This is a genomic window from Flaviaestuariibacter terrae (assembly GCF_054777635.1).
The window spans coordinates 316,092-334,770 of the sequence record NZ_BAAHAL010000008.1 but is presented as its reverse complement, the minus strand read 5'-3'; the positions used below and the strand labels follow the sequence as shown (position 1 = coordinate 334,770).

The 18,679-nt window shown below is 59.3% G+C and carries 22 protein-coding genes; 21 read left to right on the top strand and 1 reads right to left on the bottom strand.

Annotated elements, in window-relative coordinates; translation table 11 throughout:
- The first annotated feature begins 89 nt into the window (after positions 1–89).
- The 12 genes from atpB to ACYU7Z_RS09455 all read left to right on the top strand — a co-directional run bounded on the left by atpB (position 90) and on the right by ACYU7Z_RS09455 (position 8,693).
- The gene (gene atpB / locus ACYU7Z_RS09510; protein WP_460569779.1) at positions 90–1,334 is read left to right on the top strand and encodes a F0F1 ATP synthase subunit A; all 1,245 of its coding nucleotides are present in this window, start codon (positions 90–92) and stop codon (positions 1,332–1,334) included.
- Positions 1,335–1,421: 87 nt separating this feature from the next.
- Positions 1,422–1,670, top strand: a complete 249-nt coding sequence (gene atpE / locus ACYU7Z_RS09505; protein ID WP_460569777.1) for an ATP synthase F0 subunit C — start codon at positions 1,422–1,424, stop codon at positions 1,668–1,670.
- A 138-nt stretch (positions 1,671–1,808) separates the two neighbouring features.
- Positions 1,809–2,303 carry an ATP synthase subunit B family protein gene (gene atpF, locus ACYU7Z_RS09500; RefSeq protein WP_460569775.1) on the top strand — a complete coding sequence of 165 codons (495 nt, stop codon included), beginning with the start codon at positions 1,809–1,811 and terminating at the stop codon, positions 2,301–2,303.
- Positions 2,304–2,389: 86 nt separating this feature from the next.
- Positions 2,390–2,953: a F0F1 ATP synthase subunit delta gene (atpH, locus tag ACYU7Z_RS09495; RefSeq protein WP_460569773.1), complete on the top strand. Its 564-nt coding sequence runs from the start codon at positions 2,390–2,392 to the stop codon at positions 2,951–2,953.
- Positions 2,954–3,019: 66 nt separating this feature from the next.
- Positions 3,020–4,597: a F0F1 ATP synthase subunit alpha gene (atpA, locus tag ACYU7Z_RS09490; protein WP_460569770.1), complete on the top strand. Its 1,578-nt coding sequence runs from the start codon at positions 3,020–3,022 to the stop codon at positions 4,595–4,597.
- A 126-nt stretch (positions 4,598–4,723) separates the two neighbouring features.
- Complete coding sequence (locus ACYU7Z_RS09485; protein ID WP_460569768.1) at positions 4,724–4,918, top strand: hypothetical protein; 195 nt, start codon at positions 4,724–4,726, stop codon at positions 4,916–4,918.
- Positions 4,919–5,027: 109 nt separating this feature from the next.
- Positions 5,028–5,354, top strand: coding sequence for an ArsR/SmtB family transcription factor (locus tag ACYU7Z_RS09480; protein ID WP_460569766.1), 327 nt, complete (start codon positions 5,028–5,030; stop codon positions 5,352–5,354).
- A gap of 53 nt (positions 5,355–5,407) precedes the next feature.
- Positions 5,408–6,250 (top strand): arsenite methyltransferase, encoded by an 843-nt coding sequence (locus ACYU7Z_RS09475; protein WP_460569764.1) that lies wholly within the window; start codon positions 5,408–5,410, stop codon positions 6,248–6,250.
- Positions 6,251–6,269: 19 nt separating this feature from the next.
- A complete protein-coding gene (locus ACYU7Z_RS09470; protein WP_460569762.1) occupies positions 6,270–6,434 on the top strand; it encodes a hypothetical protein in 165 nt (54 codons plus the stop codon).
- Positions 6,435–6,462: 28 nt separating this feature from the next.
- Complete coding sequence (gene arsB, locus ACYU7Z_RS09465) at positions 6,463–7,545, top strand: ACR3 family arsenite efflux transporter (RefSeq protein WP_460569760.1); 1,083 nt, start codon at positions 6,463–6,465, stop codon at positions 7,543–7,545.
- Positions 7,542–8,300 (top strand): metallophosphoesterase family protein, encoded by a 759-nt coding sequence (locus ACYU7Z_RS09460; protein ID WP_460569758.1) that lies wholly within the window; start codon positions 7,542–7,544, stop codon positions 8,298–8,300. Before arsB ends, ACYU7Z_RS09460 begins: the two co-directional genes overlap by 4 nt.
- 135 nt (positions 8,301–8,435) lie before the next feature.
- Positions 8,436–8,693, top strand: coding sequence for a hypothetical protein (locus tag ACYU7Z_RS09455; protein ID WP_460569756.1), 258 nt, complete (start codon positions 8,436–8,438; stop codon positions 8,691–8,693).
- A gap of 38 nt (positions 8,694–8,731) precedes the next feature.
- Here the strand turns inward: ACYU7Z_RS09455 and ACYU7Z_RS09450 are convergent, their stop codons facing one another.
- Positions 8,732–9,178 (bottom strand): RrF2 family transcriptional regulator, encoded by a 447-nt coding sequence (locus ACYU7Z_RS09450; RefSeq protein ID WP_460569754.1) that lies wholly within the window; start codon positions 9,176–9,178, stop codon positions 8,732–8,734.
- A 198-nt stretch (positions 9,179–9,376) separates the two neighbouring features.
- Here ACYU7Z_RS09450 and nosZ point away from each other — a divergent pair, with 198 nt between their 5' ends.
- From nosZ to ACYU7Z_RS09405, 9 genes are all read left to right on the top strand, one after another.
- Positions 9,377–11,389, top strand: a complete 2,013-nt coding sequence (gene nosZ / locus ACYU7Z_RS09445; RefSeq protein ID WP_460569752.1) for a Sec-dependent nitrous-oxide reductase — start codon at positions 9,377–9,379, stop codon at positions 11,387–11,389.
- Between the two features lie 56 nt (positions 11,390–11,445).
- Positions 11,446–12,012: a fasciclin domain-containing protein gene (locus ACYU7Z_RS09440; RefSeq protein ID WP_460569750.1), complete on the top strand. Its 567-nt coding sequence runs from the start codon at positions 11,446–11,448 to the stop codon at positions 12,010–12,012.
- An 88-nt stretch (positions 12,013–12,100) separates the two neighbouring features.
- Positions 12,101–13,126, top strand: a complete 1,026-nt coding sequence (locus ACYU7Z_RS09435) for a nitrous oxide reductase accessory protein NosL (protein WP_460569748.1) — start codon at positions 12,101–12,103, stop codon at positions 13,124–13,126.
- Positions 13,127–13,129: 3 nt separating this feature from the next.
- The gene (gene nosD / locus ACYU7Z_RS09430; protein WP_460569746.1) at positions 13,130–14,371 is read left to right on the top strand and encodes a nitrous oxide reductase family maturation protein NosD; all 1,242 of its coding nucleotides are present in this window, start codon (positions 13,130–13,132) and stop codon (positions 14,369–14,371) included.
- Positions 14,358–15,113 carry an ABC transporter ATP-binding protein gene (locus tag ACYU7Z_RS09425; protein WP_460569744.1) on the top strand — a complete coding sequence of 252 codons (756 nt, stop codon included), beginning with the start codon at positions 14,358–14,360 and terminating at the stop codon, positions 15,111–15,113. The genes nosD and ACYU7Z_RS09425 overlap by 14 nt, the downstream gene beginning before the upstream one ends.
- A gap of 2 nt (positions 15,114–15,115) precedes the next feature.
- Positions 15,116–15,883, top strand: a complete 768-nt coding sequence (locus tag ACYU7Z_RS09420) for an ABC transporter permease subunit (protein WP_460569742.1) — start codon at positions 15,116–15,118, stop codon at positions 15,881–15,883.
- 26 nt (positions 15,884–15,909) lie between these two features.
- Entirely contained in the window at positions 15,910–16,287 is a 378-nt protein-coding gene (locus tag ACYU7Z_RS09415) for a c-type cytochrome (RefSeq protein ID WP_460569740.1), read from the top strand.
- Complete coding sequence (locus ACYU7Z_RS09410; RefSeq protein ID WP_460569738.1) at positions 16,265–17,686, top strand: cbb3-type cytochrome c oxidase subunit I; 1,422 nt, start codon at positions 16,265–16,267, stop codon at positions 17,684–17,686. Before ACYU7Z_RS09415 ends, ACYU7Z_RS09410 begins: the two co-directional genes overlap by 23 nt.
- Before the next feature lie 95 nt (positions 17,687–17,781).
- On the top strand, positions 17,782–18,669 hold the full coding sequence (locus ACYU7Z_RS09405; protein WP_460569736.1) for a transporter family protein: 888 nt from the start codon (positions 17,782–17,784) through the stop codon (positions 18,667–18,669).
- Positions 18,670–18,679 lie beyond the last annotated feature (10 nt).

Here is an 18,679-nt window from a genome sequence, read left to right as displayed (position 1 = left end):
AAGGCGCCCCCGGGCGCCTTTTCTATTCTATTTCTTCCCTGTTTTTTGGCACCTCACCCTTATCTTTGCGCCAAATTTCGGGTACAGTTATGATGGTTAGAAGTGCAAAAGCCTTGTTGGTAGCGGTTTTCAGCCTGTTTTCGGTGCTGGTTTCCGCGCAGCCGCAGCAGGAACATACTCCGGACGGACATACGCAGACAGAAGAGCCGACCCAGGAAGCGACGGGTCATGGCGAGAAAAAGAGCTTCGACGCCAACGAAGTCATCTTCGGGCACGTGCTCGATGCCCACCAGTTTCACTTCTTTTCCTATAAAGGCTCCGACAATCAGGAGCACCACGTAGGGCTCAGCCTCCCCGTGATCCTGTATGATAAGGACAACGGCGGCCTCGTCACCTTCAGCTCGGGCGAGTTCGAGCACGGGCACCATGTGGCCAAGGGCCGCTACCAGCTCGTGACCGACCACTACCGCCACGAGATGATCAGCCAGGGCGTGCTGACCGAAGAGGAAGGCAAGTCGCTCCGCAACGAGAACATCATCGCCGTCGACGCGGCCGGCCACCCGATCCGCGACGCCAAAGTATACGACTTCTCCCTCACCCGCAACGTGGTGCAGATGATGCTCGCCCTCATCGTGCTTTGCTGGATCCTGCTCGGCGTAGCCAAGCGCTACAAGACCGGCCAGGGTGTTGCCACCGCGCCCCGCGGCATGCAGAACGCCATCGAGCCCGTCATCACCTTCGTACGCGACGAGGTGGCGAAGCCCAACCTCGGGAATAAATACAAGAAGTTCCTGCCCCTGCTGCTGACGATCTTCTTCTTTATCCTGATCAACAACCTGTTCGGGCTTATCCCGGGCTCGGCCAACGTCACCGGCAACATCGCCTTCACGGCCATGCTCGGTATCGTTTCGGCCATCGTGATCAACTTCTCCGGCAACAAGCACTACTGGGGCCACATCTTCAACCCGCCCGTGCCTTTCGGTATCAAGTTCATCATGGTGCCGGTGGAGATCCTCTCGATCATCACGAAGCCCTTCGCCCTCATCATCCGTCTGTTTGCCAACATGCTGGCGGGTCACATCATTATCATCTGCCTTATCTCCCTCATCTTCATCTTCGGATCGCTGAGCAAGGGTGCCGGCTGGGGCTTTATGCCGATCTCCATTGCCTTCTCGGTGTTCATCTTCGTGATCGAAGTACTGGTGGCCTTTATCCAGGCCTTCATCTTCACCAACCTCACGGCGGTGTTTCTGGGCCAGGCAATCGAAGACCACCACCATCACGAGGAGATCGGGCACAACGGTCACCCGCCGACGGAGCCGGTGATTATCTAAGATCTTTTCATCTCGGATCTCCGGATCTCGGATCTGGCTTCAGGGATAATAAAACGTGTTTTCTTTCATCATTATAAAACAACAACCATGAGCTTGTTAAGCATTCTGATCAGCACTGTTGCCTGGGCTAACGCAGGTGGTGCCATTGGTGCCGGTCTCGCCGCTATCGGCGCCGGTATCGGCATCGGCCAGATCGGCCGTGGCGCGGTAGAGTCTATCGCCCGCCAGCCCGAAGCCTCCAACGACATCCGCGCCAACATGATCCTGACCGCCGCCTTTATCGAGGGTGTTGCCCTCTTCGCGGTAATCGCAGGTATCCTGGCGATGTTCGTATAAGGACAGCGCTGACAAAAGAAGTTTCCGCGCCCGACGCACAGGGCCGAGGGCGCGGTTTCTTAATCTCAGATCTCGGATCTGAGATCTCAAGATCTGAGATCAGATCGAAGAATCAACACATACCCAAATTCCTAGATAATGGATCTGTTACTACCCGGCCCCGGCCTATTTTTCTGGACGCTGCTTGCTTTCCTGATCGTATTCTTCCTGCTCCGCAAGTTTGCCTGGGGACCCATCCTCAGCTCGCTCAACGACCGTGAGAAGACCATTTCCGATTCTCTGGAAAGCGCCCAGCGCGTGAAAGCCGAGATGGCCCAGCTGAAGAACGAGAACGAGGAACTGGCGGCCAAGGCCCGTGAAGAGCGCTCGATGATGCTGAAAGAAGCCCGTGAGATGCGCGACAAGATCGTGAACGAAGCCAAGGAGCAGGCGAAAACGGAAGCCAACAAGATCATCGCCGAGGCCCAGCAGGCCATCAACGCCCAGAAGATGGCGGCCCTCACCGAGGTGAAAAACCAGGTGGGCAAGCTCGTGATCGAGGTGACCGAGAAGGTGCTGCGCAAGGAGCTTTCCAGCCAGCCCGCCCAGGAAGCCCACATCGGCGGTCTTGTAAACGAAATCAAACTGAACTAATGTGGTAATGTGCGGATGTGGTAATGTGGTAATTGATCTGATTTCATCACCACATCACCACATCACCACATTCATAAATTACGAATATGCCTAATCCCCGTTTAGCCGGACGCTACGCCAAATCCCTGCTGGACCTCGCCATCGAGCGCGGGCAGCTGGAGGCCGTATATGCCGATATGCAATACCTGCGCGAGCTGCTGCGCCAGAGCCGCGATTTCGCGGTGATGCTGAAGAGCCCGGTGGTGTCGGCCGATAAGAAGCAGGCCGTCATCGACGCGATCATCGGCAAAAATATCAGCGAGCTGACGTCCGCTTTTACCCGCCTGCTGGTATCGAAGCACCGCGAAGGCGAGCTCGTGGAGATCATCCCCGCTTTCCTGAGCCAGTACCGCCAGTACAAGGGCATTCACACCGTGAAGCTCACGACCGCAGGCCCCATCAGCGAAGAGCTGAAGAACCGCATCGTGGCCCAGGTCAAGCAAAGCGGCAACCTCGACCAGATCGAGCTCGAAACTTCCGTAAATCCCGACCTGATCGGCGGCTTTGTGCTGCAGACGGGCGACAAGCTGATCGACGCCTCCATCGCTTACGAGCTGAAGGAGATCGGCCGCCAGTTTGAGAAGAATGACTTTATCTACAAGCTTGTCTAAACTCGTTGGAGTTTGGTGCCGGCAGTTGAATAGAACCAATTTAGAAAACACAATAAATCAGCAAAAATGCCTGAAATAAAGCCTGATGAAATCAGTGCCATCCTTCGCCAGCAACTGAGTGGTGCCAACACCACTGCCGAGCTGGAAGAAGTAGGATCCGTTCTCCAGATCGGTGATGGTATCGCCCGTGTTTACGGCCTCGGAAACGTCCGCGCCGGTGAGCTCGTGGAATTTGAAAACGGTGTACAAGGTATCGCCCTCAACCTCGAAGAAGACAACGTAGGTGTTGTATTGATGGGTGAGACCGGTGCCCTGCAGGAAGGCGCCAAGGTGCGCCGCACCGGCCAGATCGCCTCCATCAAGGTGGGCGACGGCATGGTCGGCCGCGTGGTCAACACCCTCGGTGAGCCCATCGACGGTAAAGGCCCCATCAGCGGCGAGCGCTACGAGATGCCCCTGGAGCGTAAAGCCCCGGGTGTAATCTTCCGCCAGCCCGTAACCGAGCCCCTGCAAACCGGTATCAAGGCTATCGACGCCATGATCCCGATCGGCCGTGGCCAGCGTGAGCTCGTGATCGGTGACCGCCAGACCGGCAAGACCGCCATCTGCATCGACACGATCATCAACCAGAAAGAATTTTTCCAGGCGGGTAACCCCGTGTATTGTATCTACGTGGCCATCGGCCAGAAGGCCTCGACCATTGCCGGTGTTATGAAGACCCTGCAGGAAGCCGGCGCCATGGAATACACCGTGATCGTAGCCGCCTCGGCTTCCGACCCGGCCCCGCTCCAGTTCTACGCGCCTTTCGCCGGTGCCGCCATCGGTGAATTCTTCCGCGATACCGGACGCGCCGCCCTCATCATCTATGATGACCTGTCGAAGCAGGCTGTGGCCTACCGTGAGGTATCGCTGCTGCTCCGCCGCCCCCCGGGCCGCGAAGCCTACCCCGGTGACGTATTCTATCTCCACAGCCGCCTGCTGGAGCGCGCCGCCAAGGTGATCAACAACGACGCCATCGCCAAGCAGATGAACGACCTGCCCGAGAGCATCAAGCACCTCGTAAAAGGTGGTGGCTCGCTGACGGCCCTGCCGATCATCGAAACGCAGGCCGGCGACGTATCCGCTTATATCCCGACCAACGTGATCTCGATCACCGACGGCCAGATCTTCCTCGAATCGAACCTGTTCAACGCCGGTATCCGCCCCGCCATTAACGTGGGTATCTCGGTAAGCCGCGTAGGTGGCTCGGCCCAGATCAAGTCGATGAAGAAGGTAGCCGGTACGCTGAAGCTTGACCAAGCCCTTTACCGCGAGATGGAAGCCTTCTCGAAATTCGGTGGCGACCTCGATGCCGCTACGAAGCTCGTGATCGACAAGGGTGCCCGTAACGTGGAGATCCTGAAGCAGCCCCAGTACTCGCCGGTGCCGGTGGAGAAGCAGGTTGCCATCATCTACCTCGGTACGCAGGGCCTCATCCGCGACGTTCCCGTACGCCGCGTGAAGGAGTTCGAAGAGCAGCTGCTGATGGAACTCGAGAGCAAGCACCCCGAAGTGCTGGCCGAGTTCAAGAAGGGCGGCCTCTCCGACGAGTCGATCAAGAAACTGACCGACCTGTCGAGCCACCTCGTTCCCCAGTACAAGTAAGCCTTACCGCTTCTACGATACAAAAAGCCCCCGCCCCAGGTGTGGGGCTTTTTTGTGCGCGCCGTCGCGCGGTACCCAATGTGCAGGTTGGTACGATCATTGGCTATATACTTCTAAACATTTGATATGAAAACTGCCGTAGCAATCCTCCTCACCGGTGCCGCTGTAGCCGGACTGGTTTATTATTTCCGCGACAAGGAGCCCGTACGCAAAGCGCTCGACCGTGGTAACGATCTTCTTGCCAATGCTTCCGATATCGTGAAGGAGCAGTATGGTAAGATTTCGAAAAAAGGCCAGGACGTCGGCGCCGAAATGGCCTGATCCCTGTCGCCCGAAAAGCGCATTGCCGTCCCCTGGGGACGGCTTTCTTTTTTTGCGGAAAAATTTGGCCGCTTTTTGCAACCATCGTAATATTGCGATAGAAATCGATATGGGTACTACGAAATCCGAAATATTCACCGCGCAGCAGAACCGGACGGCAGCCCTCCTGAAGGCGCTGGCGCACCCGGCCCGGATCGCGATCCTGCAGCAGCTCATCCGGACGAACGCCTGTATCTGCGGCGACCTCGTGCAGGAACTCGGCCTGGCGCAGGCGACCATCTCGCAGCACCTCAAGGAGCTGAAGAACGCCGGCCTGATCCAGGGCAGCATCGAAGGGACGAGCGTTTGCTATTGTATCGAGCCGAAGGCCTGGAAAGCGCTCCAGAAGGAGCTCGACGGCTTTTTCGCTTCGTACAGGGGCGGCGGCTGCTGCTGATTTTTTTTGCTTTTATCAATCGTAATATTACAATCAAACAAAAAACAAACATCATGAAGACCGACCAGGAATTGAAGGACCTCGTGCGCGAAAAATACGCGCAGATCGCCGGGCAGGACAAGGACAGCAACAGCGCTTCCTGCTGCGGCGCCGGTGGCTGCTCCACTGAGGTGTACAACATCATGGCCGATGATTACACGCAGCTCGAAGGATATAACCCCGATGCCGACCTGGGGCTCGGCTGCGGGCTTCCCACCGAATTTGCCCGGATCGGGAAGGGCGACACGGTGATCGACCTCGGGTCGGGCGCCGGCAACGACTGCTTCATCGCGCGCCATGAAGCCGGCGAGGAAGGCCGCGTGATCGGAATCGACTTCACGCCCGCCATGATCGACAAGGCACGGAGCAACGCGGCAGCGCGCGGCTTTGCCAACGTGGAATTCCGCCAGGGCGATATCGAGCACATGCCCGTGGCCGACAATACGGCCGATGTGGTGGTGTCGAACTGCGTGCTCAACCTCGTGCCCAACAAGGCCGGCGTGTTTGCGGATATCTTCCGCGTGCTGAAGCCGGGTGGTCACTTCTCGATCTCCGACATCGTACTTGTGGGCGAGCTTCCCGAAGCGATCCGCGCGGCCGCCGAGCTCTATGCAGGCTGCGTTGCAGGTGCCATTCAGAAGGAAGCGTACCTGGGGCTCGTATCCGCACAGGGCTTTGCGAACATCAGCCTGCAAAAGGAAAAGCGAATCGTTGTGCCCGACGATATCCTACAGCAATACCTGTCGCCCGTAGAACTACAGTCGTTCCGCGATTCGGGCACCGGTATTTATTCCATCACCGTCTATGCTGAAAAGCCCGCAGCGGCATCCTGCTGCAAGCCGGGCTGCTGCGCATAATCACCGTAAACCTCAAACTATGACCAACAACAAGACAGCCTGTACGCAGGTATTCCAAACAGCGCAGGGGCCGATTCAGAACAGCTACCGTTGCGGGCGCCGTCGCCTCAGTAGCAGCACGCTCTGGCATATCCGGAAAATGCAGCGACGCAGCGCGACGATCCTTCCCGACCTTCGCTCCTGAATCCCCGCAGCCGGGGCTGCAGTAAACTATGCCTGTGCAACATTGTGCCCCCGCGGTAGGGCGTAAGCGCCTTTCTTTTCTTGATCGCTACCTCACGCTATGGATCTTCGCGGCCATGGCGCTCGGTGTGGCGATCGGCTATTTCTTTCCCGGCAGCGCGCGCCTCATCAACTCGTTTTCGTCGGGCAGCACCAACATCCCGCTCGCTGCCGGCCTCATCCTGATGATGTACCCGCCCTTTGCCCGCGTACGCTACGAGCTGATGGGCGCCGTGTTCCGCAATGGGCGCATTCTCCGGGTATCGCTGCTGCTCAACTGGGTGGTTGGGCCGCTGCTGATGTTTGTGCTGGCGATCACGCTGCTGCGCGACCAGCCCGCGTACATGCGCGGACTGATCCTTATCGGGCTTGCCCGCTGCATTGCAATGGTGGTGGTTTGGAACGAGCTGGCCGGCGGCAGCCGCGAATATGCCGCGGGGCTCGTAGCGCTCAACAGCGTGTTCCAGGTGCTGCTGTACTCGGTTTACGCGTGGCTGTTCATCAGCGTGCTGCCGCCGGTATTCGGGGTTCGCGGCAGCAGCGTCCACATCGGCATCGGAGACATTGCCCGCAGCGTGCTCATCTATCTCGGCATCCCCTTCGCCGCGGGCGTGCTCACGCGTTACGCGCTGCGCCGCTGGAAAGGCGACGCCTGGTATAGCCAGCGCTTCGTACCGGCCATTTCGCCCCTGACCCTCATCGCGCTGCTGTTTACGATCGTTGTGATGTTCAGCCTCAAGGGTGGGCTCATCCTCCGCATTCCTTTCGACGTGCTGCGGATCGCCCTTCCGCTGCTGGTTTATTTTACGGTGATGTTCCTTGTTTCCTTTGCCATCGGCCGGCGGATGGGTGCCGACTACGAGCAGAATGCCGCCATTGCCTTTACCGCGGCCGGCAATAATTTCGAGCTTGCCATTGCGGTGGCCATCGGGGTATTCGGGATCAACAGCGGTGAGGCCTTTGCCGGCGTGATCGGTCCGCTGGTGGAAGTGCCCGCGCTCATTGCGCTGGTGAACGTGGCCTTCCGGTTGCGCCGCCGCTATTATGCTCCGTCAAAAAAACGCAGCCCATGAAAATCGCGCTCTTCAGTGATATCCACGCCAACCTGCCCGCGCTCGAGGCCTGCCTCGCCAGCATCGATGCGCAGCGCCCCGATGCCCTGTATTGCCTCGGCGACCTCGTTGGCTACAATGTGTGGCCGAATGAAGTCATCGCCGCCATACGCGGCCGCGGCATTCCCTGCATCGCCGGCAACTACGACCTCGGCATCGGGCTGCATAGTAACGATTGTGGCTGTGCCTATAAGACCGACGAGGAGAAAGCGATGGGGCAGGTGTCGATCTCCTATACCAATTCCAGTACGGGGGAGGAGGAGCGGCGCTACCTGCGCGGGCTGCCGGCCCATATCCGGCTTCAGTTCCGGCGCGGGCAGGAGGAGCTGCAGGTGCTGCTGGTGCATGGCTCGCCGCGTCGGGTGAACGAATACCTGTTTGAAGACCGTGATGAAAAAAGCCTGCTGCGCATACTTACGGAATCTTCTGCCGATATCCTTTGCTTCGGCCACACGCACAAACCCTATCACCGTATTATTACGGATGACGGCGGCCGCAGCTACCACGCGATCAATACCGGCTCTGTAGGTAAGCCCAAGGACGGCGACCCGCGCGGCTGCTACGTGCTGCTCGACATCGCCGCTGATCGCCCCCTTGCCGAATGCGTGACGGTGCAATTCATCCGTTTCGAATACGACGTGGAGCGCGCTGCCCGGGCCGTTGAGGACAGCCCGCTGCCCGATGCGTATGCGGCGATGCTTCGCGAAGGACGCTAGCGCCGGTTTTAACAGGCGTTTAAGTCCCGTGCCATCAGCATTTCGCTGCGCCGGGCGTTATTGTGCATAAGTGGATAAGAAAAGTGTCCCGGAGTTTTTACGGCTGAGTTTCCGGGTCAAACGGGTCACTTATTTTTGTCCGTCCCCTTAACGCAGCCTCCCGTGGATCTCAACTATTATCATCTCGACACCGACACCCTGCAGCGTCTCTATCTGCACGAGACCGAGCGCCTGAAGGTGGCCCTGCTCGAAGGCAGCAGCTGGCAGGAAGTCCAGGAGCTGCGTCACCGCATTACCGATATCGAAGCGGCCCTGTACCGTCATGTAGCGCCCGGGTCGATTCATACGGCAGCGGGCCAGCCCGACCGAGAAGGAACGGCGCTTCCCGAATAGACGCAGCAGACCGCCGACCGGCGGTCTTTCTTTATCCGCTATTCCGTGTCGATCGTAAGGCTGCGCAGGAGCTTGCGCTTGCCCGGGCCGAGGAAGGAGCCGATGCTGTTGTCGGTCATGATACGGCGGATGTCTTCCTGCACGGCCTTGAAATGCTCGTGCAACGGGCAGGGATTCTTTCCGTCGCAGGAGCGAAGCCGCAGCACGCAGGTATGAAAGATCGACAGCCCGTCGATGGCGGCAAGCAGCTCGATCAGCGGCCTGTCGAGCACGGCGGGTGGCACCGAGAAGCCACCGTGCTGTCCCTTTGAAGATTGCAGGAAGCCCTGTTGCCCCAGCGTTTTGAGCACCTTGGCCATAAAGTGTTTCGGCACGGCGAGCTCGCGGGCGATGTCGTCGGTCTGAACCAGCTGTTGCTGCTCCTGGCAGGCTGCGATATAGAGCACTCCACGTAAGGCATAGCCGAATGTTTTGGAAAAGATCATGGTAGCGCGTCCCGTTTCATAGTGCGAAAATAGGGTGCTCCTGTACCGAAATCCTGCTGTCTGATTTCAATCATCCTGCGCTTTGACGCTTCTCAACCCGGGCCTCCCACGCCGCGGATAGTTTTGTGGTAATAAGACCTGAACGTCTTAAAAGACAGGGATCGTTCCTGATGTCTGTTCACCATCAAACTACTTTTTATGTCATCTCCATCTAGTGTTCTACGACTCGGGGTTGCTGCGGCCGCGGTCGTATCCATCTACGGCTGCAAGCCCACAGGCGCCGAGTCGGCTGTTACCGGCGACGCAGCCAGTAAGGTTTACGTAGCACCCGGCAAGTACGACGAGTTCTACAACATCGTTTCGGGTGGCTTCAACGGGCAGATGTCCGTGTACGGCATTCCCTCCGGCCGGATGTTCCGCATCATCCCGGTCTTCTCGCAGTTTCCCGAAAACGGCTGGGGCTACAGCGAAGAGACGAAGCCCATGCTCAACACCTCGCACGGCTTTGTGCCCTGGGATGACCTGCACCACATTGCACTGTCGACCACCAACGGCGTGCACGACGGGCGCTGGGCCTTCGGCAACGCCAACAACACGCCGCGGATCGCGCGTGTAAGCCTTTCCACCTTCCGCACCGAGGAGATCATCGAGATCCCCAACAGCGCGGGCAATCACTCGTCGCCCTTTCTTACGGAAAACACGGAGTATGTGATCGCGGGCACGCGCTTCTCGATACCGATGGACAACCAGAACGGCGATGTGCCCATCAACACCTATAAGAAAAACTTCAAGGGGAGCATATCGTTCATCAAGGTCGACACGGGCGGCCATATGAGCATTGCCTTCCAGCTGCGGCTGCCGGGCATCGACTTTGACCTGGCGCGCGCCGGCAAAGGCAAGTCGCACGGCTGGTTCTTCTTTTCGTGCTACAATTCCGAAAAAGCCAATACGCTTCTCGAGCAGAATGCCTCCGCAAAAGACAAGGACTTTATCATGGCCGTGAACTGGAAGAAGGCCGAGGAATATGCGCGCAGCGGGAAGGGCGTGAAAGAAAACGTTCGCTATGCCCACAACGTGTACAGCGACCGCACGCATACCGCAACGTCCACCATTGAGAACTCGGTGCTGGTGCTCGACCCGAAAGACTGCCCCGACATGGTGTACTTCATTCCCTGTCCGAAGTCGCCGCACGGCTGCGACGTAACCCCCGATGGATCTTACATTGTCGGGTCGGGCAAGCTCGCCGCGGTGATCCCGGTATTCTCGTTCGACAAGATCCAGCAGGCCATTGCTGCCAAGACCTACGACGGCGATTACGACGGCATTCCCGTGATCAAGTACGAGGCGGCTCTTAAAGGCGAAGTACAGAAGCCCGGTCTCGGCCCGCTGCACACGGAGTTCGACGGCAAGGGCAACGCGTACACTTCTTTCTTCGTTTCCTCGGAGATCGTCAAGTGGGACATCAACACGCTGAAGGTGCTGGACCGCGTGCCCACGTACTACTCCGTTGGCCACCTCTGTGTACCCGGCGGACCGACGGCAAAGCCCTGGGGCAAATATGTGATCGCCTACAACAAGATCACCAAGGACCGCTACCTGCCCACGGGCCCCGAGCTTACGCAAAGCGCCCAGCTATACTCCATCGACGGCGATAAAATGAAGCTGCTGCTCGACTTCCCGACGGTAGGAGAGCCGCACTACGCCGAAGCGATCCCCTCCGAGCTGCTCAGCAAGAAGAGCCAGAAGATCTTCCGCATCGAAGACAACAACAGCGCCTTTGTCGCCAAGGGCGATGCGAACGCGAAGGTGGAGCGCAGGGGCAACGAGGTGCACGTGTACATGACGGCGATCCGCTCGCACTTCACACCCGACAATATCGAAGGAGTGCGGATGGGCGATGTGGTGTACTTCCACGTCACCAACCTGGAGCAGGATTGGGATGTGCCCCACGGCTTCGCGGTGAAGGGCGCCAACAACGCCGAGATACTCGTGATGCCGGGAGAAACGCAAACACTCCGCTGGACGCCCGAGCGCGTGGGCATCTTCCCCATCTATTGCACCGACTTCTGCTCGGCGCTGCACCAGGAAATGCAAGGCTACGTGCGTGTGTCCGCTCCGGGCAGCAACGTGCCTATCAGCTTCAGCACCGGCAAGACCGAGCCTGATCCCGCGCCGGCCGCCGCAACGCCACAAAATCAAACCAGGAATTAACTAACCGGGAAGCCCGCCGGCGGCACAGCCGGCGGGCGCCCCTTAAAAAAGGTTTTATGAAAAAGATCGCCTTCTCCTTTTATGCAGGAATCTTTCTTTTCGCGCTTGCCGCCTGCTCGGGCGGAACAAGTGAAGCGCCGGTAGTAGCCGCTGCTTCTGAAACCGCGGGCACGCCGGGACAATCGGGGGTGCAGGACAATGAGTCGCAGAAGGACGTGGTAAAAGTTGCCGCGTCGTCCAAAGACCACACAACGCTGGTCGCTGCCGTCAAGGCCGGCGAGCTGGTGGATGCGCTTTCGAATGCCGGACCGTTCACGGTATTCGCACCAACGAATGCCGCTTTCGACAAGCTCCCGAAGGGTACGGTGGAAGACCTCCTGAAGCCGGAAAATAAAAGCAAGCTGCAGGACATCCTCCAGTACCACGTGTTCGTGGGCAGCCTGAAGGCGGAGCAGATGCGCGACGGCCAGGTGATCAACGAGGTAAATGGCGGCAATATTACCATCACGAAAAAGGATGGCAAGCTGCTGCTCAACAACAGCGCAACCATCATCGCGACGATACCCGCTTCCAACGGCGTTATCCATGTGATCGATGCCGTGCTCCTGCCGCCGGCTCACTAGCCGCCATCCCTACCAGCTCCTGTCTTTTTGCCACAGCTTCCGGAGACGACGCGCTACCGCGTGCTCCGGCGAAGTACAACCGCCTGTCATGACACCTAAAATGCGCCCTCTTTCCCGGATCCTGATCGCAGCGGCCTCCCTCTCGCTCGGTCTTACCTACTTCCTCCCGGTATGGTTCATTTACCTGCTGGCGCCGCAGTATCCCGAGGGACTGACCATGAATATCTGGCTCAATCACCTCAGCGGGCAGGTTGAGATCATCAACGGCCTCAACCACTATATCGGGATGAAGCATATCAACGAGTCGATGTTCCCTGAGTTCGGCTACCTCGGTATTATTATGGGCGCCTTTATCGTGCTCGGCCTCGCGGTGGCCGCCGGCGGACGACGGAAGCACCTGTCTGCCTACCTGCTGTTGCTGCTCGTTGCGGCGGGAGCGGCGCTGTACGATTTCTACCAGTGGGGCTACGACTACGGTCACCACCTCGACCCGAAAGCGGCTATCCAGGTGCCGGGGCTTTACTACCAGCCGCCCCTTGTGGGACACAAGAAGCTGCTCAATTTCGACGCCTACTCCTACCCCGACACCGGTGGCTGGATCGTGATCGGCGCGGGTGCCCTTTGCTTCGCCGTGTGGGGCTGGGAACGCTTTGGCCGCCGGCGCGTAACAGCGACCGGGGCAAAAAAACGCGCGCAGATTCCGGTGGCGGCGATCGTGCTTGCCGCCGCGATCGGTCTCAGCTCCTGCCACCCCGGCCCGCAGGCCTTTCGCATCGGCCGCGATGCCTGCTCCGATTGCAAGATGACCATTATGGATGCGCGCTTCGGTGGCGAGCTCATTACGGCAAAGGGACGCGTGTACCCGTTCGACGACCTGCATTGCCTCGCGCACTTCCGCAGGCAGCATCCCGACATCGCGCAAGGTGCGGATCTCTATTTTTCCGATCACAGCAACGGGCAACTACTGCCCGCAGGCGCCGCCTGGACGCTGCGCGATAAATCGTTCAACAGCCCGATGGGCAGCCATGCCGCTTCGTTTGCCAGCAAGGCTGCGGCTTCTTCCGTGCCCAACGCGCTGCCGGTTGCCGGCGCCGACATACTCAATCAACTATAAGCCATGCGTACGATCTTGCTACTCGCGCTTCTCCTGCCGGCCGGCCTCCTTTTCGGCCGAACGATCGAAGTGGGCCCGCAAAAGCCGGTCCGCTCGCTGCGCCAGGGCATTGCGCTGGCCCGCAACGGCGACACCGTGCTCGTATGCGGCGGCAGCTACCGCGAGGGAAACATCGTGCTGCGGAAATCGATCGCGCTGATCGGGACCGGGGCGCCGGTGATTGACGGGCAGGGCCGCTACGAGCAACTCACCGTTAGCGGACAGAATATTCTCATCCGCGGCCTGCACTTCACGGGCACGGGCTATTCGAGCATGACCGACAACGCGGCCATCAGCATTATCGATGCGCGGAATGTGGTCGTGGACCATAACGACATCAACGGCGCGTATTTCGCCATTCACGTGGCCAATGCGCAGCACTGCACGATCGCGTACAACCGGATCGCCGGTATCCCGAAAACCGAGCAGACCTCGGGCAACGGCATTCACCTGTGGAAGTGCTCCGGGATGCTGGTGGAGCGCAACAGCGTACAGGGCCACCGCGACGGTATTTACTTCGAGTTCGTTACCGGGTCAACCATCCGGTATAACTACAGTCACGACAACATCCGCTACGGGTTGCACTTCATGTTCTCCAACAACGACGCCTACCTGAAAAACACCTTTTCGGGCAACGGCGCGGGCGTGGCCGTAATGTATTCGAAGGGCGTGCGGATGCAGCAGAATTTGTTTCAGCACAATTGGGGCGCCAACGCCTACGGCCTGCTGCTGAAGGAGATCTCCGATGCGCAGATCAGCGGGAACGTCTTCGATGCAAATACGATCGGCATCCTGATGGAGAGCACGAACCGCATAGATGTAGCGGGCAATGAGTTTCGCCGCAATGGCTGGGCGCTGCGGATCTCCGCTTCCTGCAACGGGAATACGGTGCGTCGCAACAACTTCAGCGGAAACAGCTTCGACGTCGGAACAAACGGGGAGCTGATGCTCAATACAATTTCCAACAACTACTGGGACAAGTACGACGGCTACGACCTCGATCGCAACGGGATCGGCGACGTCCCGTACCACCCGGTTAGTCTTTATTCGATGGTCATCGAGCGCAACCCCCAGGCGCTGATGCTGCTTCATTCTTTTATGGTGACGCTGCTCGACAAGGCTGAAAAGGCAATGCCCAGCCTGACGCCGGAGCATATGGTCGACGACAAACCACTAATGAAACCGTACCGCTATGATCCACATTAACCACATTGCAAAGCGCTTTCGCAAGCTTACCGCGCTCGATGATATCAATGCGCGCTTCGGCGCCGGCCAGGTAGTTGCGCTTATCGGTCCCAACGGGTCGGGGAAGACAACGCTTATCAAAACGATCCTTGGCCTCGTGCGCCCCGACAGCGGGAGCATCCTGTTCGAGGGGCGGGCGATCAGTGACGACGTTGCCTACCGCAGCCGCATCGGGTATATGCCGCAGATCGGTCGCTACCCGGACAACATGACCATCGGGCAATTGTTCCGCATGATCCGCGACCTGCGCGGCGCGGCAGGCGGCCTCGACGAGGAGCTTTATTACCAATACAAGCTTGATGCGATCCAGGACAAGCCGATGCGCTCGCTGTCGGGTGGCACCCGGCAGAAGGTGAGCGCCGCGCTGGCCTTCCTCTTCAACCCGCCGGTGCTGATCCTCGACGAGCCGACCGCGGGACTTGACCCCTTATCGAGCGAGGTACTCAAAAGCAAGATCCTCCGCGAGAAGGCGAAGGGAAAGCTACTGCTCATCACCTCGCACGTGCTGACCGACCTCGAGGAAGTGACTACGGACGTCCTCTACCTGCAGGACGGGAAAGTGCTTTTCAACGAGACACTCGAAGTGCTGCAGCAGCGCACCGGCGAAACCCGTCTAGGCAAGGCCATCGCGCAGCTCATGAAGCATGGACTTCCCGATGCCGTTGGCAACAATGTATTCCTGTACCTTAAAATGGCCAACTGATCATGCTCAAGTTATCCCGCTACGTGCTGACCGATATTATCCGCAACAAGGTGATGCTTGCGTATACGGCCTTCCTGCTGCTGCTGTCGCTGAGTCTTTTCCAGATGGAGGAAGATTCGGCCAAGGCGGTGCTCAGCCTGCTCAACATCATCCTCATTGTAGTGCCGCTGGTGAGCATCGTGTTCGCCACCATCCACTGGTACAACTCGTACGAGTTCCTGGAGCTGATGCTCACCCAACCCATTAGCCGCGGCAAAGTGCTGCTGTCGGAGTGGGCCGGGATCAGCGCCTCGCTGCTGCTGGCCTTCCTGCTGGGCGTGGGCCTCCCGGTGCTGCTCTTCCAGGGCAATGCGACGGGCGGAGCACTGGTGCTGGTTGGAAGCCTGCTTACGCTGGTGTTTACGTCGATCGCTTTCCTGGCATCGGTGCGCAGCCGCGACAAGGCGCGCGGTATCGGGTCGGCGCTGCTGCTCTGGTTCTTCTTCACGCTGATCTATGATGGCCTTCTGCTCCTCGTGCTCTTTGCCTTCGGCGACTACCCGCTCGAAACCGTGACGCTGTTGCTCTCCTGCCTGAACCCGGTGGACCTCGGTCGCATCTTCATCATGCTGCACCTCGATGTGAGCGCGCTGATGGGCTATACCGGAGCGGTCTACAAGGACTTCCTCGGTACCAGCGGCGGCACCGCGCTCACGCTTGGTATCCTGCTGTTGTGGGTACTGCTGCCACTGGCGGCGGCGCTCCGGACCTTCCGGAAGAAAGACCTGTGATTCACGAATGATAAACTGACCGGGAGATGATCCGCATTGCAATTGCGCTCGCCTTGTTTGCAAGCTATGTGCTGTACAGCGCGCTGGTGTTCACGAAAGGAACAGAGCTGCCAACGGGCCAGCCGGCCCTGAGCGCTGCTGCGGCCCGCGGCAAAGAGTTGTACCAGCAGTACAACTGCCAGGCCTGTCACCAGCTGTTCGGCCTTGGCGGCTACCTCGGCCCCGACCTGACGCATGCCTGGTCGGACCCGCGGCGCGGTCCCCTTTACCTGAATGCGCTGCTGCAATCCGGTGGCAGCCGCATGCCCGATTTTCACCTGTCGACCGATGAGCGGGAGTGCCTCCTCGCTTACCTGCGCTCGGTCGATCAAAGCAGCACCCATGAGCCTCCGCGCCCGCGCTAAGCCGCATACATCGTCCGACCCCATTGCGCTCGCCTTCCTGGCCCTCGCGCTTTCATACCTGCTGCTCGGACTCCTGTTCGGCTCGCTGGGAAGCCTGCAGTATGTGCTGCCCGGTTTCCTGCGTACAGCGCTTTCCTTCCAGAAAACGCGCCCGCTGCATGTGTATCTCGTCACTTCCTGGATCTTCTGCGCGGCCCAGGGCGGATTGTATTTCTACGTACCCCGTGCGGCTGGCCGACAGCTTTGGTCGATCAAGGCGGGATGGCTGCACTTCGGGCTCCAGGTTCTTGCATCGCTGCTCATTATCGGATGCTTCTTTGCCGGGCGCTTCGGTGGCCGCGAGTACCTGGAGTTTCCGCCGCTCCTGGGTGCGCTTGTCGCCGCCAGCTGGCTGCCACTCGCCGTCAATTTCTTTGCAACGCTACGGCCACGCTACCGCGCTGCGCCGGTTTACTACTTCAGCTGGACGGCCGGCATCGTCTTTTTCTTCATCACGCTTTCGGAAAGCTATCTCTGGCTGTTCGACCACTTCTCGCGCAACCCTGTGCGCGATGTTACCGTGCAATGGAAAGCGCTCGGATCGATGGTCGGCAGCTGGAATATGCTGATCTACGGCTGCAGCCTCTACGTGATGGAGCAGCTCAAAGGCGACGGACGGCTGGCACGCTCCGGCACATCGTTTTTCTTCTTTTTCCTCGGACTGACCAACCTGCTGTTCAATTGGGGGCACCATACCTACGTGGTGCCCGCGGCGCCCTGGGTGCGCAGCGTTTCGTATGCCATCAGCATGACGGAGCTACTGCTGCTGGCTCAACTGCTGTTCAAATTCCGGCGCACCCTGAATGAGGCACGACGCAGGTCCCACCAGCTTACGTTCCTCCTGCTGTCGCTGGCAGATGGCTGGGTGTTGCTCAACCTCGCGCTGGCGATACTGCTTTCGGTGCCGGCCATCAACCGCTATACGCATGGCACCCACATCACCGTTGCCCACGCCATGGGTGCTACCATCGGTATCAACACCATGCTCCTCCTGGCTTCGGTCAGCTATATTCTCGGCCAGGCCAGGCCGAGGGCTCTGGCAGCCCACGGGCGAACGCTACGGCGCGCGCTTTGGGTGACCAACGGCGCCCTGCTCCTGTTCTTCGTTTCGCTCCTGGGCAGCGGCCTGGTAAAGATCTCCGGAACGCTTTCCAACGAGGCCTTTGCGACCATCATGCGCCGGTCGGCGCCGCTGTTCCGTGCCTTCGCCGCAAGCGGATTATTCGTGCTGGGCGGGCTGGCCGTTGTGATCGTGTGCCTGCTCCGGGTGATGCGCAGCAGGGAGCAGCAGCTGGCATCGGGCAGCGGGTTTGTTCGCGTTCGTTCGCGGCCCGAGCCGGCCTCGGGGATACTGCGCTGAGTGTATTGATGACAGTCATGCGACCGCTTGAGCCCCGTTAACCGGTCGGCCCGCTGCTAATAAGACATTTGTATCCAATTAAACAGCTGCCGCATATGAAATCACGTTACGCGCTCTTCCTGCTGATGCCGTTGCTCGGAAATGTGCCGGCAGGCGCCTGCGATATCTGCGGCTGCGGTGTGAGCTACTACAATCCCAACCTTTTTCCCCACCTCGCCCGGAATTATTTTGGTATCAGCTACCTGCACCGGGTATACCGTACTTATACGGACGAAGGCGCCGGGCGCGAGAGCTACAACAGCCTGCTCCTCACTGCGCAGTATTCTGTCAGTAGCCGCTTCAAACTGATGGCGCAGTTGCCCTGGCAGGCCAACAGCCTGCAGGGCGCATCCACGGTTCGCTACCTGGGCGGCTTGGGCGATGCGAGCCTGCTCGGGCAATACCGGGTATGGGACCGGGCTTCCGACAAAGGCCTGCGGCAGACGCTGCTTCTTGGCGCCGGGGTAAAGCTTCCTTCGGGACGCTATACGGGTGCCGACGCCGGCAAAGCAGGGGAGCAGAACTTCCAGCTGGGCACCGGCAGCACCGACCTGCTGCTCAACGGCGCCTACCGGGTATCGCTGCCGCGCTGGACCTTCAGCGCCAACGGATCGTATAAATACAATACGTCGAACCGCGATGGATTCCGCTACGGCGATATGGTTAGCAGCGGCCTGCAGGCGGCGTACCGGAAAGAGTGGCGCCGCTGGTCGCTTGCGCCCTATGTGCAGCTGAGCGGCGAGTGGCAGCTGCCCGATGCGCGGCAGCACGTAATTCAGGAGGAGTCGGGTGGGCGCGTGCTGTATACCGGCGCGGGCGTAGACATCAACACGCGCCGGCTGGCCTTTGGCATCAATTACCAGGCTGCGCCGCTGCAGCGACTGGCAGGCGGACAGGTCGAGGTCGGCGGCGGGCTGTCCCTGCGAAGCACCTTTCTTTTCTGACCCAATTCTA

Excerpts from the sequence above, each read along its gene's own strand:
- atpB (WP_460569779.1), top strand. The coding sequence starts at position 90 with ATGATGGTTAGAAGTGCAAAAGCCTTGTTGGTAGCGGTTTTCAGCCTG.
- nosD (WP_460569746.1), top strand. The coding sequence starts at position 13,130 with ATGCGTACGATCTTGCTACTCGCGCTTCTCCTGCCGGCCGGCCTCCTT.
- ACYU7Z_RS09425 (WP_460569744.1), top strand. The coding sequence starts at position 14,358 with ATGATCCACATTAACCACATTGCAAAGCGCTTTCGCAAGCTTACCGCG.
- ACYU7Z_RS09480 (WP_460569766.1), top strand. The coding sequence starts at position 5,028 with ATGGGTACTACGAAATCCGAAATATTCACCGCGCAGCAGAACCGGACG.
- ACYU7Z_RS09450 (WP_460569754.1), bottom strand. The coding sequence starts at position 9,178 with ATGATCTTTTCCAAAACATTCGGCTATGCCTTACGTGGAGTGCTCTAT.
- ACYU7Z_RS09405 (WP_460569736.1), top strand. The coding sequence starts at position 17,782 with ATGAAATCACGTTACGCGCTCTTCCTGCTGATGCCGTTGCTCGGAAAT.
- ACYU7Z_RS09440 (WP_460569750.1), top strand. The coding sequence starts at position 11,446 with ATGAAAAAGATCGCCTTCTCCTTTTATGCAGGAATCTTTCTTTTCGCG.
- ACYU7Z_RS09410 (WP_460569738.1), top strand. The coding sequence starts at position 16,265 with ATGAGCCTCCGCGCCCGCGCTAAGCCGCATACATCGTCCGACCCCATT.
- atpF (WP_460569775.1), top strand. The coding sequence starts at position 1,809 with ATGGATCTGTTACTACCCGGCCCCGGCCTATTTTTCTGGACGCTGCTT.
- ACYU7Z_RS09435 (WP_460569748.1), top strand. The coding sequence starts at position 12,101 with ATGACACCTAAAATGCGCCCTCTTTCCCGGATCCTGATCGCAGCGGCC.
- ACYU7Z_RS09485 (WP_460569768.1), top strand. The coding sequence starts at position 4,724 with ATGAAAACTGCCGTAGCAATCCTCCTCACCGGTGCCGCTGTAGCCGGA.
- ACYU7Z_RS09470 (WP_460569762.1), top strand. The coding sequence starts at position 6,270 with ATGACCAACAACAAGACAGCCTGTACGCAGGTATTCCAAACAGCGCAG.
- ACYU7Z_RS09415 (WP_460569740.1), top strand. The coding sequence starts at position 15,910 with ATGATCCGCATTGCAATTGCGCTCGCCTTGTTTGCAAGCTATGTGCTG.
- nosZ (WP_460569752.1), top strand. The coding sequence starts at position 9,377 with ATGTCATCTCCATCTAGTGTTCTACGACTCGGGGTTGCTGCGGCCGCG.
- ACYU7Z_RS09420 (WP_460569742.1), top strand. The coding sequence starts at position 15,116 with ATGCTCAAGTTATCCCGCTACGTGCTGACCGATATTATCCGCAACAAG.
- atpA (WP_460569770.1), top strand. The coding sequence starts at position 3,020 with ATGCCTGAAATAAAGCCTGATGAAATCAGTGCCATCCTTCGCCAGCAA.
- arsB (WP_460569760.1), top strand. The coding sequence starts at position 6,463 with ATGCCTGTGCAACATTGTGCCCCCGCGGTAGGGCGTAAGCGCCTTTCT.
- ACYU7Z_RS09460 (WP_460569758.1), top strand. The coding sequence starts at position 7,542 with ATGAAAATCGCGCTCTTCAGTGATATCCACGCCAACCTGCCCGCGCTC.
- atpH (WP_460569773.1), top strand. The coding sequence starts at position 2,390 with ATGCCTAATCCCCGTTTAGCCGGACGCTACGCCAAATCCCTGCTGGAC.
- ACYU7Z_RS09475 (WP_460569764.1), top strand. The coding sequence starts at position 5,408 with ATGAAGACCGACCAGGAATTGAAGGACCTCGTGCGCGAAAAATACGCG.
- atpE (WP_460569777.1), top strand. The coding sequence starts at position 1,422 with ATGAGCTTGTTAAGCATTCTGATCAGCACTGTTGCCTGGGCTAACGCA.